We start from the raw sequence: 16,051 nt of genomic DNA, 5'->3' as shown, positions 1-16,051 counted from the left end.
TAGACTCGATTTATAGTATGGATAGCGATTCTTAACAAAACATTGCGATGATATTGAGTTCCCTACTCTTCACCCCAATGTAACTGTTACTAGCAATCATAAAATTAATAAGCTCTCGGAGAACGTAATGGCAACGCATTTTGACTATATCTGTATTGGTGGTGGCAGCGGCGGTATCGCATCTGCAAACCGTGCGGCAATGTACGGCGCGAAGGTCGCGCTGATTGAAGCTCAAGATCTTGGCGGTACCTGTGTAAACGTTGGCTGTGTGCCAAAGAAAGTCATGTGGCACGGTGCGCAAGTTGCTGAAGCGATGAACCTATACGCTGAAGACTATGGTTTTGATGTCGACGTTAAAGGCTTCGATTGGAGCAAACTGGTCGAGAGTCGCCAAGCCTACATTGGTCGTATTCACCAATCTTACGATCGCGTGCTTGGCAACAACAAAGTTCATGTCATTCGTGGCTTTGCTAAGTTTGTTGATGCAAAAACTGTCGAAGTGAATGGTGAGCACTACACTGCTGATCACATTCTTATTGCTGTTGGTGGTCGTCCAACCATTCCAAATATTCCAGGCGCAGAATACGGTATCGATTCCAATGGTTTCTTCGAGCTAAACGAGCAGCCAAAACGCGTTGCGGTTATCGGCGCAGGCTACATTGCAGTAGAAATAGCAGGTGTACTACACGCACTAGGGACTGAAACTCACCTATTCTGCCGTAAAGAATCCCCTCTCCGTAGCTTTGACCCAATGATCATTGAGACATTAGTTGAAGTGATGAACACGGAAGGTCCAACACTGCATACTCACTCCGTGCCTAAAGAAGTGGTAAAAGAGGCAGACGGTAGCCTAACGCTGCACCTAGAAAACGGTGAGAGCCAAAATGTGGATACCTTAATTTGGGCGATCGGTCGTCACCCAGCGACAGATGCGATTAATCTTGGTGCTACTGGCATAGCAACTAACGATCGCGGCTATATCAAAGTTGATGAATTCCAGGCCACCAATGTAGCAGGCATTTACTGTGTTGGTGACATTATGGAAGGCGGTATTGAGCTCACTCCAGTTGCCGTTAAAGCAGGTCGCCAGCTTTCTGAGCGCCTATTCAACAATAAACCAGATGCGAAGATGGATTACGACCTAGTACCAACTGTGGTATTCAGTCACCCGCCTATCGGCACCATCGGCCTAACCACACAACAAGCGGAAGAGAAGTACGGCAAAGATAACATCAAAGTCTACACCTCTGGCTTCACTGCTATGTACACTGCAGTAACGAAACACCGCCAGCCATGTAAGATGAAACTGGTTTGTGCTGGCCCAGAAGAGACGGTTGTTGGCTTGCACGGTATCGGCTTTACTGTTGATGAAATGATTCAAGGTTTTGGCGTTGCGATGAAGATGGGTGCAACCAAAGCAGACTTCGACTCTGTTGTGGCAATTCACCCAACGGGTTCTGAGGAATTCGTGACAATGCGCTAATACGCAATCAATGTTATCAAAGCCCAGCCACTAAGTGCTGGGTTTTTTTGGAGCAATTTTTACACAACTTTTATCTAAGTTCTCTTCCTGCTTCTATTGATATTTCTTATAGTTTCTAAAGACTGTTAGGAGTTATCAATGGATAAAAAGCACATATTTTTCTTCGATGCCATGCGCTGCGTGGCGGCTCTCGCCGTCATCACGATTCATGCGCTGGGTCCTTACCGTCAGGAGTTGGGGCAAATACCCATGACCGAATGGGTAACGGCAATCACCTTTAACGGTTTTAGTCGCTGGGCGGTACCCGTATTTATTTTGATTACTGGTGCCTTAATGCTTAACGACAAACGACCGTTTGATATGAAATATTATCTGTCTCGTCGTCTCGGTAAAGTGCTGATTCCATTTCTTGTGTGGTCCCTGTTCTACGCCTACTTATCCGGATGGACAATGGAAGGCTTTAATAGCAACACGGTGAAGGAAGTCTTGGCTGAAAGCTACCACCATCAGACCTATTATCATTTAGGGTTCTTTTACTACTTTATTCCGCTGTATGTTGCGATCCCTTTCCTGCAAGTGTTCGTTCGTAAGTTTGATGACAGCGCGCTATACGCGTTTACCGGACTGTGGTTACTCACCACGCTACTGTTTTTACTGCGAATTGATGGTCCTTGGAGTGAACAATTCTGGCTCTATATGGGATTATTACCACTGGGTTATATTTTATATCAGAAGCTGCCGACGAGCCGAGGCGTGGTTATTACAGCCATTATTCTCGGAGTAGGTGCAATGGCGCTGAGCAGTTACATGGTGGTTCAAGGCAGTATTGAGGAAGGTCGTTATTACGTTGGACGCTGGTTCTCATACAAGACTCTCAATACCGTTCTGGCCGCTAGTATGATTTTTATTGTCTGCAAAGCCTACGCGGATAAGCTTTGGCCGACCGCGAAGAAAGTGGTCAGCGTTATCAGTAAGTACAGCTTAGGTATTTATATTCTACACCCGCTATTCCTGTGGCCAATGAACGAACTCGGACTCCATCAAGGACACCCTATCTATATGATTCCATTTTGGGTTATTGTCAGTGGGAGCTTAGCATTGGCAACCAGTTGGCTGTTGTCACTCAGCAGTAAAACTCGCTGGTTACTGCCTTAATCACAGCTTACCCACGCACACAACATTAAGCAACGTATTGCCTTTCAACGGTGATACTTTGCCATTAGTAAACAGGCCTTTTTGACCGTCTCCCCAATAGGGCATTTGTAACGGCCAACGATTTTTCTGCATCAGCTGTGACTTTATCAAGGCTTGCCATTCATCGTAGCTCGCCAAATGCATATTAAGGTCACTACAAACCTTAATGGCGGCTTGATAGCTCAAGCGATTCCACGCCTTATCATGTTCTATGTAAAACTGATGGCTGCTGTTCGCAATATAAGGCACGCGATAATGTAGTCCATTGACGGTGGTTTCTAACCTGACACTCAAAGTAGCTTGAGCGCTGGTTGCAAGAGGGGTTATTTTTTCTGCTTTCTTTACGGGCTGCTCTGTCGTGTCTTCTATCGACTTAGGTGCAACAGCATTTGCGGATACTGGCGGCATCACCTTCGCTGTACGTTGTGGCGGTGTAGTGGCAGACGGTCGCCTTTCTACTTGACGAATAAAAGCATCACGATATCGAGGCAGGGCTTTAACTTGAGTAAGTTCTTGCTTGGCGAGGTCTGTATCGCTATACGGTCCGATCAAGCAGCGATAGCTGTTTGATTGCGGTAACATCCAAACATCAGTCGTAATATTGGCGTATAAGGTTTTGGCTTGGGAAAGCGGCATCGGTGCATCGAGAATTCCACACTGAATCCAGTAGAGGGATGTGGAACTAACCGGAACCTCACTACTCCAAATCCCATTACCAATGGGACAAGATTTATCGAGCACAGGTAGCGCACTAGTGGAGGGCTGAGAGGCGTCACATAACACGTCGTCAGCATAGACTGGTAAAGGAACCACACTACTGGTCAACAACAAGGCGCCCAACAAGGCACGAAACGAAAAACAACCTAATCCCTTTACACCATTTAAAGAGCTCATAAACATCCTCTGAACACTCTTGGCTATTGTTATAAGCGGCACAAATAAAAAGAGCCGCAATTATCTGCGACTCTTAGTGTAGTTACGATTGGGATTAAAAATCAATCACTCTGGATCACCCTTTATAGATTTTCGGGTTGAAGACATCACGTAACCAGTCACCCAGTAGGTTAATCACCAATACCAAAGTAATCAGAACAATGCCTGGGAACACAGTGATCCACCATGAACCAGAGAAGATATAGTTAAAGCCGATGCTGATCAGTGAGCCCAACGATGGTTGGTCTACAGGCAGACCAAGACCTAAAAACGACAGCGCCGCTTCTGACATAATCGCGTTCGCGACCTGAACCGTTGAGATAACCAAGATGGGTGATAAGCAGTTAGGCAGAATATGACGGAACATGATACGCGGCGCTCTAAAACCCATCACTCGCGCAGCTTCTACATACTCTTTCTTCTTCTCAGCTAGAACCGAGGCACGAATAGTACGCGCATATTGAGGCCATTCTGCCACACCAATGATGACCACCAGCATGGTGACAGCATATTGGCTATAAAATTCAGAACCAAAGCTGGCCTTAAAAATCGCAGAAACAATAATCGCAACCATCATGGTAGAGAATGACAACTGCACATCGGCAAAACGCATCAAAAAGCTATCGATACGACCACCGAAGTAACCCGCCGATAGGCCAATTACAATACCTAGGAATAGCTGTAAACCTACCGCTAGGAAACCAATGGTCAGAGACAGACGTGAGCCATAAAGAATGGTCGATAAAATATCACGCCCTTGGTCATCAGTACCTAGGATGAATTTTTCTTCGCCACCTTCCATCCACGATGGTGGTAGCTCAGAGTCCATAATATCGATAGACGATAAATCATAAGGGTCCGTCGGTGCGATGATAGGAGCGGTTAGCGCCACTACCAAGAACATCATAAAAACAGTAAAACTTGTCATGGCGACTTTGTCGCGCTTGAAGTAATACAAGAAGTCCGAGTTTTTAAAACGCTCCCACACTGAAGGAGCCTCGGCTACATTTGCTTGGCTCATGATTAAGCTCCTTTTCCAGTTAGGTTTACGGTTGGGTTAATCAAGCCGTACAACAAGTCAACAATCGTATTCGTCACCACAAAAATAAGACCAACGAAAATGACGTAAGCGGTAATCAGCGGTGTATCAACGCGGTTAATCGCTTCTAAGAAAAGGAAGCCGGTGCCAGGCCACTGGAAAACCGTTTCAGTCAGGATGGTATACGCCACCATAGTACCGATCTGGACCCCACCGACGGTCAAAACAGGTAACATCGTGTTTTTAAGGGCGTGTTGATAATAGATTTTTTTAAGAGGTAGCCCTTTTGCTTTCGCAAACTTGATGTATTCCGAGCTCAAGACTTCGAGCATTTCAGAACGAACTAAACGGATGAAAAGTGGCAACATAATCGATGCCAACGCGATACATGGCAAGATCAGGTGCTTAATACCATCAATCGTAAAGAACCCAGATTCCCAACCTAGGACGTTGGCTGTTTCACCACGCCCAAAGGACGGTAGCCAGCCTAACTCAATTGAGAAAACATACATCAGCATGATCGCTGTCAGGAAAACCGGAATCGAGATACCAATACTACTGCCGGCCATCACCAATTTGGTAAAGAAACTCTTTGGATGAATAGCGGAGTACACACCGAGTGGTATCGATAAACAAATAATAATAAGCGTCGCGCCGAATACCAGCTCTAGTGTTGCCACCAGTTTATCGAGAATAACCTCAACGGCAGGACGTTTGAAAAAGTATGAAGTGCCAAGATCGCCTTGCAGCGCTGCACCAACAAAACGAGTGTATTTGGTTATGAAAGGATCGTTGAGGCCCAACTCATCACGCAGTGCTTGACGCTCTGCTTCCGAAACCGACTGACCTACAAGCTCACGCAGCGGGTCACCCAGGTTATCCTGAATGGCGAACGCCACCAAACTGATCACAAACATCACTATCAGTGCCTGAAACAGGCGCTTGACCAGAAACGAAAACATTCCCTGCCCCTTAAACTTTCCATATATTTCAGTCTACAAAACAGCACTTAACTCAACTGAAACAAAGTTAAGTGCCAAAAATCGACCAAGTGCTCAACTTAGAAAGTAATCTGCACTTGGTCGAGTTCACTTATGATTATTTAACCACGAGGTCACCGAAGTATGGGAAGTTCATACCGTTAATGATTGGACCAATCTCTACGTTACTTTTCGCTGCCCATGATGGGTCTTGCCAGTGTAGAGGAACGAATGCAGCTTCGTTGTATAGAATCTCTTCTACTTTCTTCAGTGAAGCACTACGCTTGTCCAAGTCTGTCATTGTGTTCGTCTCTTCAATCAACTTATCAACTTCAGCGTTTGAGTAGTGACCACAGTTATACTGACCTTTACCTGTTTCCGCGTTACGAGTCATCGCTAGGAACTCTGTAAAGTTACCTGAATCCTCTGTGTCTGGGTGCCAGCCGATCATTAGCATATCTGCCGCACACTTATCGAACTCAGGCCAGTATTGCGCTTTAGGCATTGTCTTCAGGTCAACCTTGATACCAATCTTAGACAGCATGGCTGCAGTAGCTTGAGCAATCTTGTCATCGTTCACGTAACGGTTGTTTGGCGCCATCATTGTTAGCGTAAAGCCGTTCTCGTAACCCGCTTCTTTCATCAGCTCCTTTGCTTTTTTAAGGTCGTAACGAGGTTTAAGATCCGCGTTGTGCCCAACAAAACCAACGGGGCTCTGTTGAGCTGCGGCAGTTGCCGCTCCCTTCATTACTTTCTTAGTAATACCCTCGTTGTTGATCGCGTAGGTAATAGCCTGACGAACGCGCACGTCTTTCAGTGCAGGGTTACTGTTTTGGTTCATTTGGAACGTAATGACACGCGTTCCTGGCATGGTGTATAGATCAACATTAGCGGCTTTATCAATACGCTGGTAGTCATTTGGTGCAACTGGAGCAATCATATCTACATCACCAGAAAGAAGAGCTGCTACACGCGTCGCATCTTCTTTGATTGGCACTAACGTTAGCTTATCCACGTTACCATCAGACTCTTTATCCCAGTAATCAGCGAAACGATCAAACGTAACTTTGACGCCCTGCTCACGTTGAGTAATCACGAATGGACCTGTACCAGAAACATTAGTCGATGCGTAAGAGTTACCGTGCTTCACTAGCTCAGCTTTGTCTTTACCATCTTCTGTCTTACCTGAGTAGAACTTGCTATCCATTGGGAATAGGTAAGTCATTACGTTTTCTACGAGTGGGTAAACACCATCCGTTTTTACTTCAACCGTGTAATCGCCAGTTTTTGAGATAGAAACGATTGGACCAAAGATACCTTTGAAGTCAGGAGAGCTTTTTAGACGGTCAAATGTCCATACTACGTCATCTGCGGTTAATGTATTACCAGAATGGAACTTAACGCCTTGGCGAATATTAAATTGCATTGTTTCGCCATCAATACGCTCCCAAGACTCAGCTAAGCGAGGTTCAAACTCCATTTTTTGGTTAAAACGGATCAGCGGATCAAATACCATGTGAGACATTTGCAGTGTACCACCAGACAATTGCTCATGTGGGTCTAGTGACACTGGGTCTGCATCATAAGCGACTGTAATATCTGCTGCCGCTGCGCCAAAGCTAAGGCCAGCTGCCATTAAAGCCACCACTAGTTTGCTTTTCATGGTTTTCATTGCATAACTCCTTATGCGGGATTTCTATCCCTAGTTGTTGTATTTGAGTCTGTTTAATACCTGGCACTTCGCGTGTCAGGAGAGGTCAACGACTTACGCCGTTTTTATATCATCTCTTAAACCTGTAAATTCCGGCATTAGAGAAATCAGTTGCTTACTGTATTTATGCTGCGGGTCAGTAAATAGCTGCTCCGTCGGTGCCACTTCTAAAAGCTGACCCATTTGCATCACTCCTACCCGGTCACACATCTGACGAATAACAGGTAAATCGTGACTGATAAACAGCATAGTTAGATTCAGCTCAGCTTGCAGATCTTTCAACAAGTTTAAGATTTGTGCCTGTACCGATACATCTAAAGCAGATGTCGGCTCATCACAAATAAGCAATCGAGGGCGAGTCGCCAGTGCTCGGGCTATCGAAATACGCTGACGCTGACCACCGGAGAACTCATGCGGGTATTTCACGCCGGCCATTTTGCCCAATCCTACATGTTCGAGCAGGTCATTTACGATAGTGCGTGTTTCGCCTTCACTTTCGGTTAGTTTATGGAATCGAATAGGTTCTGCGATGATATCGAAGATTTTCATACGCGGATTCATCGACGTGTACGGGTTTTGGAACACCATCTGCATCTGGCGACGCATCGGGCGACGCTCTTTCTCTGACTTCAGCGACGTAAGGTCAATACCTTCAAACGTAACTTTGCCAGAGTTAGGAACATATAGCCCTGCAATCACACGTGCAATGGTCGATTTACCCGATCCCGACTCACCTACTAATCCAAACGTTTCACCTTCATGTACTTCAAAGCTAACGTTGTTTGATGCTTGAACATACTCACGTCGGCTTTCAAATAACGAATCTTTCGTAACGAAGCGTAGGTTGACGTTTTCTACGTTAAGAAGCGGACCCGTATAATCACGGTGATCTTGGCTTTGACCCAACCAGTGGTTCTTAACATCTAACGGTTCCATCTCATGTGCTTCTTCGATGTAGCTCACAAGAGGGAAACGATCGAGTTTCATGTCTGAACGCGGCACTGCAGAAATCAGGCTACGTGTGTATGGGTGATCAGGTTCACCCAGTACTTTTGCCGTTGGCCCAAACTCTACTAAGTCACCACGGTACATTACCGCTACGCGATCCGTTACGTTAGAAACCACACCCATATCGTGCGTCACCAACATACAACCAACATTGTTCTTGATGCACAGGTCGCGAATCAAACCTAAAATTTGATCCTGAATCGATACATCAAGTGCCGTCGTAGGTTCATCCGCAATGATAAGATCCGGTTCGCCGGCAAGCGCGATAGCGATCACCACACGCTGACGCATACCACCAGAGAATTGGTGAGGGTATTGCTTCAAGCGGTTTTCTGGTTGTGGGATACCCACTTGATTCATAAGATTGAGCGCGCGTTGATACGCTTCATCATCCGATACCTTCATATTGGCATGGATGGTTTCTTTTAATTGTTGCTCAACAGTGAATAGTGGGTTGAGAGAGGTCATTGGGTCTTGGAATATAAACCCGATTTTTGAGCCACGAACTTTGCGCATCTGTTCAGGAGATAGACCGGAGATTTTCTCTCCATCCAAAAACACTTCGCCACCAGCGATAGTCCCTGGAGGTGAAAGCAAATCAATAACCGCATTACCTACGGTCGATTTACCTGCACCAGACTCACCCACAACACCAACAATTTCGCCGCGCTCAATATTGAACGACAAATTTTTAACCGCGGCATGTACCCCATGGCGAGATGGGTATTCGATACGAAGATCTTTAACTTCTAATAATGACATTACCAGACCTCTACTGCTTTGGCAGTTTTCTGCCCCTGTCTGAAAAATTGAATCCATTCTTAGACAGCATTTTCTGCTGACTAATTACAAGTGCATCAATTTGGCAAATCTTTCACAGAAAAGCAACAAAAATAGGATAAAAATTCGAAATTAAGCAAATCCAAAGCAGTATAAGTAAATACTTATGCACAATAACTACATATAATAATACCACCACCTATTTGAAAACTTGACGTGGCACCAATAAAATGCACTATGAAGCGATCATAAATTGCTACATATCACAATATTAGCCACATTAATAACTAAAGCCCTACGAATAGTTATTCCCAAATTATTTTAACACTATAGAAACACAAGTTTTGTAACAATGTCATTTGCAGAACTAAAGTCAAGATCTTAATCACACTTCACAGGCTAAATACTCAGTGTGTGAAAGTAAGTAACATTTTCCTCTACGCCAAGTTGCAACATTACGAAAAGCCACGCTCTGAACAAAATTCTGATTTTTTCTCTCCAGCTAGAGTGAAACGCCATTTCCTAACAAATAAGAATCGTAGAAATGTTATTCAGCGCCTTTAAACCAAACAGAGATTCAAGAGAAATGAGCATGCCAAGGCGCAATTTCATACTCACGCTACCACCTTTACTACACCTAGTTTTCCGATGACTTGGGTGGGTGAAAACGAAATATAGCTTCGATTTTTCCCCATAGCTGCTCACCTGCAATGAACAGTGATAGGACAAAAACAAAGTCACAAATCAAACCAATAGGTTGTCGATAAACCACCCAGTCAGGGAAAAACGACGATAGGTAGAATAGCGCGATATTCATAATCGGCCCGACAATAACCATTAGGCTAACACCTAAGTAGTAGCTGAATTTCGTCGACTGACGACTAGGTTTTAACCTAAGTAAAGTCCCGACCAGGAAGCTCTTAATTTGCTGCAAACGCTCTCGACCAAGCAAAAAAATCGCCCCTATCGAAGCAAATTCAGGTATTCCAAAAATCATCAACCCACTGAGCAAGGCCTTTTGGCTACTGCATAAGTTTGAAGACGTAATAAATGGAATAAATAGCGGGCTAACAAACGCAATGACAAGCAAGCAGACACCCAAGAACAAGCGTATTTTTTTCATAGTGTTACACCATTAGTAAACTCAGTCCCTCCTTGGACTATTCCCCGCTAACTACGGGTTCATTTAACTCGCTTTAGCAAATATCTCTTCGAACTACCGATGTCTTACAGCGCACACCACCACACAACTTCGCATGGTGACTAAATGGGACCGTCACCACTGTGAGCCCTTTGGCTTCTAAGCGTTGATTCAATCGGGGGGTTTCTTCAGGCATGATAATATGCTGGCTATCAAGCATAACGGCACAAGGCCCTGTCGCTAACGCTTCTTCTCGGTTAGTCCAAACCACATCAAAATCACTCATAAATTCAGGTAGCCCTTCTGGAAACGCATCTTTATACGCGATCACCAACTTAGGCCCTGCAATACACATCACAGCAAACAAATGGTGTATCCCCGTATCCTCAACTTCAGTAACGTATACCTGGTAGCCATCATGCTCTAGCATACGCTTTACCCACTCTGAACCTCGAGTATTGGTTGAAGAAGACCCCGTGGACACGAGTACTCGCCCATCACCTAGGTTGAGTACATCCCCTCCTTCGTAAATGTAATCGCGAGCTGTCGTCGGTCTTGGCGCAGTGTAGTGCAGAATATTACTATCGCTATCAATAAAGGGTTGGTGCAGCTCTCGCACTGGTGCAATGCTTGCCCAAGCAATATCACTCGCCCACACATTCTCAAGCACATTGCGCCCAACGACCCAAATAGGCTCCGCAGCAAACACCTGTGTAAACTCATTGGAACTCTGGCAAGTTGCTATCTCCGATTCAGAGACCTCTCGAGCCACATGAACCTTCACTCCAAAATCTTGGTAAACTTGAATCAGAGCTTCCGCCTCACGATTCAGACCTTCAAGAAAGTCTGGAGCGGCCTCAGACAACAACTGACCACCTGCTTTTTCACAAAGGTCATAAAGATCAGGTTGCATTACACTTTGGTATGTCGCCCTGATCTCTTCTGTTAATCTAGGTAGGCGTAAATTTTGATTGTGACCGACAATTACCTCTTTTAGCTTCCCGTACAGGTTAAACTCGCCATAGCTTTGCTTCGTAATCGCTGGCATATAGACGCGGTTGATAGGTTGGATTTTTGACATGGTAACGCTCCTCAATCTTTTAAAAAATAAGAGTTGAGAGTCCCTTCTCGAATGAACAATTTGAGACTAAAGTGAAGCGTAAAATGGTGAAAACCAGTCTATGTCACAAAACACCTGCAGTCTGTCAGTAGGTTGTGTTGGTTATAGTTATCGCAGCACTTGCTGGTGAACGATGATGGTATAGGAAAAACTACCATCGACTTCGACACCTGCTTTATTATTGATAGTGGTTGAAATACTTGGAAGGGTAAGCTGATTGTAGTTTGCCGGCTCTCGGTTGCTTTGTTCGATGATGATGAAGTTAAGATCGGCTTCTTCATCAACGACATAAGACTGACTCACTAAGAATACGCTGGTGAGCTCACCTTGCACCAGCAGTTTGCTTTCCTCTAACCCTATGACTGTCTTGCCAATATAGATCCCTGGTATATGTAGATCTAACTCTGCTATGTATTGCCCAAAGGTGTGTTCTGGAATGCACCCCAAAGCGAAAAGTAGCCCGTTGATAATGTAGCGCTGCATGACGCTTCTCCATTTCAGAAAAATCAGAGCATACTCAAATGAACCCAGGCCTAAAAACGAGAGTGTGATGCGATAATGGTTCAGTACCAATTTGCACTACATAAGACAAATAATTCGCTTGATGAGCTTGCTTTCCCCAGCGAGCGATCGTTGCCACACTATATGAAAGGAGCAGCTCTGACGGGGTTGTTCGGTTAACCTGACCTCCCCACAGTTCAACGCCGCCTGAACCTCCCCCTTTGGTAGCCAACCTTTTCCATGAAAGCGGGACACTGCCTCCAACATATCTGAAGGCCGATTGAAGGAAATCGCGTTACTTGGATTCATCACCTCAAAATCCCACAGGGGTTGGCCATGAGAATTGTGAACATACATGCTACGAGGCTGGTTTTCCGGGGCAACGACTGATTGAATTTCGACAAACTCTCGCTCCCCAACGTCTTGCGTTTCCAGGTGGGGAGGCAAGAATTTCATCGGCTGCGTTAACGCTAGGTCGCACCGCTTTTTAATCAATAACTGGTGAATTGTCTCGGTATCAACACGAAATAAGTCGAGACTTCTTAGCGGGTTATCTCTAATAATCTGCAGTGAAACTTTGCACACCTCATCCAGTGCAATCCCATAGTCAAAGCAAACACACAGTTTCTTCATGCCGTTCTGCTTCGAGAATGTCTCTGTCAGACCTAATACATCATCAAATTCCCTTGCGCGCTTTAAAAAGCGCGAACCAAAGCTCGATAGCTTAACCGGACGGCTCCCTTTAACAATTAACGCACAACCGAGAGAGCTTTCTAATCGATGAATAGTAGCAGAAACGGCTGGCTGACTTTTCCCAAGTGCTTTCGCCGCTTTTCTCATACTGCCATGATGAACCACAGCAACTAAGGTTTTTATTTGATCAATCGTCATGAGATCCCTCATTTTCGGTGAGCCGATTCATTGCCCAGCTATTTAAATGCTGCAAAACTTGGCTGCCAATTAAATGCTCCCTCCAGAATGCCAAGACACCCCACGTTGCTTTTAGGTGTGATGCCTTCATAACCGTCATTTCTTCACTCAACACAATATTGTCACTGACGGCAGATGTATGACTCGCCACTTCCGAGAGCAGTGCCGAAGCCTGCTGATAGTCTGTAACTCGGATTTGCCAAGGACAAGGAAAATCAAAACGCTTATAGATAGGTGGACTCGTTCGATTGTGATGAGAAAGAGACAGTTGAGGCAGTGTGAGCAAATACCCGCTATCAAACGTCGATGGAATGGCATCTTTTGCTTGTTCGGAGGCAGCACTAGCAATCAAATAGCTGTCAACATGCCCGACTGATATAAAGTTACTGGTCTCAGGCCAAGGCAGGTCGGCAAGAGTAATCATCCAATCTAGTCGCTGCTTGTTGAAAGCAGAAATCAGCTCATCACTGGGTAATGTCGTTACCTCAACCTTGATTTCAAACTCTAAAACCGAAGACAGGATCTCTAGGCGCCAATCATTGGGCAGAGCAACATCAATACCTAAAGATATACGTTGTGGTGCCGCACTATTCACCGAGTTTTTTAACTCAAAGTAACTGGTAATCACCGATTCAGCCCAAGGTAGTATCGCCGCTCCTTTTTCGGTTAGCTGCTTCTTACCTGGGCCATCCAAAAATAAACTCCCCCACTGAGTCTCTAGGCTTTGGATCGCAAGGCTCACTGGCCCATGAGTTTTCCCCAGCCGTTGTGCAGCAGCCACAATGGAACCCGTCTTTGCCACAGCAACAAAGCTTTCTAAATGTTCAATCGATGCCAAGTGATAACCTTTTTAAACCATTCACCCTAGATATTAGTTTATCAGAGATAGTTAACATAACCACACGCTTTAAGGAAAGCACTGATTCGGCTTGCACTCTCATATAGGGAATACGGGAACAGACAAGCACATTAAACCAGTTTCTATATGAGGTTCTTATGAATATCAACGCCATCAAAGCCTTCGTGGTTACCACCGAGCTTGGCTCTATCTCTGCTGCGGCAAAGGCAATGAATAAAGGCCGAGTGCAAGTAAGCCAATGGATTGCCAACCTTGAACTTGATTGGGGCATTGAGCTCTTCGATCGCGCAGGTCACAAGCCGGTACTTACCGAACAAGGTCAGGCTCTGCTAGAAAAAGCCTCCTCTATACTGCGTTTGTCTGAAAAACTGGAATCGCAAGTCGAAACAATTAACAAAGCAGGAACCAATTGCCTTCGACTAGGAGTAACGACTTTTATCGATCCAAAGGTCATCTCACACCTAGTGAGCCAACTGCGCAGCATTGACGCAAATATGGATCTCCAAATTGAGTTTGCAACCTGTGATGACTTAATGGCATCGGAGCAATACGACTTCATTATTAGTCACTATCCCTATAGCGGAATTGGCAATTGGGAGTTTATGAACGTGACTCAACACCAATTCGTCTCGGTTTGCGCTCCAGAGCACCCTATTGCTCAGCTCGACGAAGTTTCGACAGAGCAATTAAGCCAACACCTGGCGATTGCGATTACTCAGCAGCAAGATGAGTCGGTTTGGGGCAGTTACAAATTTGAGAGCTTGTCAGTGAACAACTTAGCGACGGCAAAACAACTCGTCAAAGATGGTATCGGCTGGATAAGCCTTGACCAAAACTCAATCAAACAAGAGTTAAGCGACAACCAACTCGTCATCATCAACCATAGAGAAGCCATTCAGCACAGCAAGTTTGGCCTCGGGTATCGTGATGCTGATTGTCTCAACGGCGTGAGAGAAGTGCTCTATAACGTTCTTCGTCAGCACGTCTCACACTGGCGCCGCCTCTGTCATAAACATCAACAGAGTCTGATTTTTACAAAAACGCGCTCCTGATTACTATGCGCTTCGAAACACACAATAAGGTCAAAAGACCAAACTTTAAACGAGGAAAATATGAAAAAAGCAACTTTGAAAACCGCTACTTTGCTAGCTTTAATGGGCGCAGTTTCAGCTCCAGCTTTAGCCACAAGCGATTCTGGTTTTTATCTGGGGACCTATCTAGGTGCGATGTCAGCTAAGAACACTGACAATGAAGTAAATCCAAAGTCTGAAACATCAGTGAAGAGTAACTTTCGCTCACTAGGCCTTAAAGCGGGTTACGACTTTAACTCGATGTTTGGGGCGGAAATGCGTCACAGTCGCGACAGTGGCAAGATAGAAAAGAATAGTCAAGGTTTGGCCGTTGACCATCAAACTGCTCTTTACGGCAAAGTTAAGTTCAACGTCTCAGATAGCATTGAGCTATACGGTTTGGCCGGTGTAAATAATATCCGCCTAAAACAAGCTGGTTATAAAGGAAATGACAACAAAAAGACCATCAATTCCTTCTCATACGGTGTTGGTGCTCAATACAACTTTACCAACTCACTAGGCGCAAACTTAGAGCTAATGAAGCTGTCTAACCACAAGCAGTTTGATGCTCATTCAGTGAACCTAGGTCTAAACTACAAGTTCTAACCTCCTACCCTATCAAGTTTGCAGGGATGCAACTTGTCCTCCTCTTCTATATCAACACTCTTTTTGTAGTGGCTTAATGATCCCGGACATCAAATTAGGTGGTAAAGTCTCCACCATAAATGAGGTGTTCAATGACAAAACGACAACGACGTACATTTTCTTCTGAGTTCAAAGTAGATGGCGCAAGCTTGGTTCTTGACAAAGGTTACTCAATATCTGAGGCGGCACGTTCTCTAGACATCGGTGATACAGCCTTACGACGCTGGGTCGACCAACTAAAGATTGAGCGTGGCGGAGAAACGCCAACGGTTAAAGTTCTTTGTGAGCTGTTCGATGTCGCGTCTTCCTACTACTACGAGTTTAAAGGATGCCAATCGCATTTGGTTAGCCAGCCGAGTTAAGCAGCTCTTTAACATGAGTTCTGGTGCTGCTGGTAGTCGGACTCTTGTTTCTATGCTGCCGTCTGAAGGCTTCGATATCGCATAACGTGTGCCCGGAGTTCAGGGCTAGCATGGATGCTTAAATTGAACCACGAGTCTATCTGAAATCCACAGACTACGAGACAAGAGGTCGAGAGGCTGTGGCTACGCAGGGCTGTGACTGCTTATGAGTCTGGGCGGCAGTGACTTACCGATGCTGGTAAGGTGATGTAACCCGCTGACAACGGGGAGTGAGGCGAACTCGTTAAGCCAAGAT

Annotated in this window: 14 protein-coding genes and 1 pseudogene; 5 read left to right on the top strand and 10 right to left on the bottom strand. The window is 45.2% G+C overall.

Translation table 11 applies throughout. The annotated features are described in order from the left end of the window. Nucleotides 1-127 precede the first annotated feature (127 nt). Together gorA and VTH8203_RS13350 are read left to right on the top strand one after the other, a co-directional pair. A complete protein-coding gene (gene gorA / locus VTH8203_RS13355) occupies nt 128-1,483 on the top strand; it encodes a glutathione-disulfide reductase (RefSeq protein WP_096994126.1) in 1,356 nt (451 codons plus the stop codon). A gap of 138 nt (nt 1,484-1,621) precedes the next feature. Next, the gene (locus tag VTH8203_RS13350) at nt 1,622-2,638 is read left to right on the top strand and encodes an acyltransferase (RefSeq protein WP_096994125.1); all 1,017 of its coding nucleotides are present in this window, start codon (nt 1,622-1,624) and stop codon (nt 2,636-2,638) included. On the opposite strand, the gene VTH8203_RS13345 is transcribed toward VTH8203_RS13350, so the two are convergent. The 10 genes from VTH8203_RS13345 to VTH8203_RS13300 all read right to left on the bottom strand — a co-directional run bounded on the left by VTH8203_RS13345 (nt 2,639) and on the right by VTH8203_RS13300 (nt 13,658). Continuing rightward, nucleotides 2,639-3,571, bottom strand: a complete 933-nt coding sequence (locus VTH8203_RS13345) for an SPOR domain-containing protein (protein ID WP_158296143.1) — start codon at nt 3,569-3,571, stop codon at nt 2,639-2,641. 115 nt (nt 3,572-3,686) lie between these two features. Beyond that, nucleotides 3,687-4,631 carry an ABC transporter permease gene (locus VTH8203_RS13340; RefSeq protein ID WP_096994123.1) on the bottom strand — a complete coding sequence of 315 codons (945 nt, stop codon included), beginning with the start codon at nt 4,629-4,631 and terminating at the stop codon, nt 3,687-3,689. A gap of 2 nt (nt 4,632-4,633) precedes the next feature. After that, nucleotides 4,634-5,611, bottom strand: coding sequence for an ABC transporter permease (locus VTH8203_RS13335; protein WP_096994122.1), 978 nt, complete (start codon nt 5,609-5,611; stop codon nt 4,634-4,636). A 136-nt stretch (nt 5,612-5,747) separates the two neighbouring features. Next, nucleotides 5,748-7,301 carry an ABC transporter substrate-binding protein gene (locus tag VTH8203_RS13330; RefSeq protein ID WP_096994121.1) on the bottom strand — a complete coding sequence of 518 codons (1,554 nt, stop codon included), beginning with the start codon at nt 7,299-7,301 and terminating at the stop codon, nt 5,748-5,750. A 93-nt stretch (nt 7,302-7,394) separates the two neighbouring features. Then, nucleotides 7,395-9,110, bottom strand: coding sequence for a dipeptide ABC transporter ATP-binding protein (locus VTH8203_RS13325; RefSeq protein WP_096994120.1), 1,716 nt, complete (start codon nt 9,108-9,110; stop codon nt 7,395-7,397). A gap of 655 nt (nt 9,111-9,765) precedes the next feature. Further along, complete coding sequence (locus tag VTH8203_RS13320) at nt 9,766-10,251, bottom strand: hypothetical protein (RefSeq protein WP_096994119.1); 486 nt, start codon at nt 10,249-10,251, stop codon at nt 9,766-9,768. A gap of 73 nt (nt 10,252-10,324) precedes the next feature. Beyond that, nucleotides 10,325-11,350 (bottom strand): dimethylarginine dimethylaminohydrolase family protein, encoded by a 1,026-nt coding sequence (locus tag VTH8203_RS13315; protein ID WP_096994118.1) that lies wholly within the window; start codon nt 11,348-11,350, stop codon nt 10,325-10,327. A 147-nt stretch (nt 11,351-11,497) separates the two neighbouring features. Continuing rightward, nucleotides 11,498-11,872: a hypothetical protein gene (locus VTH8203_RS13310; RefSeq protein WP_096994117.1), complete on the bottom strand. Its 375-nt coding sequence runs from the start codon at nt 11,870-11,872 to the stop codon at nt 11,498-11,500. 96 nt (nt 11,873-11,968) lie between these two features. Beyond that, a complete protein-coding gene (locus VTH8203_RS13305; RefSeq protein ID WP_158296142.1) occupies nt 11,969-12,781 on the bottom strand; it encodes a LysR family transcriptional regulator in 813 nt (270 codons plus the stop codon). Continuing rightward, nucleotides 12,771-13,658, bottom strand: coding sequence for a LysR family transcriptional regulator (locus tag VTH8203_RS13300; RefSeq protein WP_096994115.1), 888 nt, complete (start codon nt 13,656-13,658; stop codon nt 12,771-12,773). Before VTH8203_RS13300 ends, VTH8203_RS13305 begins: the two co-directional genes overlap by 11 nt. Before the next feature lie 158 nt (nt 13,659-13,816). Between VTH8203_RS13300 and VTH8203_RS13295 the strand changes: the two genes are divergently transcribed. The 3 genes and pseudogenes from VTH8203_RS13295 to VTH8203_RS25075 form a co-directional block, all read left to right on the top strand. Next, complete coding sequence (locus VTH8203_RS13295; protein WP_096994114.1) at nt 13,817-14,731, top strand: LysR family transcriptional regulator; 915 nt, start codon at nt 13,817-13,819, stop codon at nt 14,729-14,731. Nucleotides 14,732-14,791: 60 nt separating this feature from the next. Next, on the top strand, nt 14,792-15,355 hold the full coding sequence (locus VTH8203_RS13290; protein ID WP_096994113.1) for a porin family protein: 564 nt from the start codon (nt 14,792-14,794) through the stop codon (nt 15,353-15,355). A 131-nt stretch (nt 15,356-15,486) separates the two neighbouring features. Next, nucleotides 15,487-15,675: pseudogene (locus tag VTH8203_RS25075) on the top strand (transposase); the annotation flags it as partial. Between the last annotated feature and the right edge of the window lie 376 nt (nt 15,676-16,051).

Origin of the sequence: Vibrio thalassae (genome assembly GCF_900089835.1) — a bacterium.
Classification (GTDB): domain Bacteria; phylum Pseudomonadota; class Gammaproteobacteria; order Enterobacterales; family Vibrionaceae; genus Vibrio; species Vibrio thalassae.
This window is presented reverse-complemented; position numbering and strand designations above follow the sequence as displayed.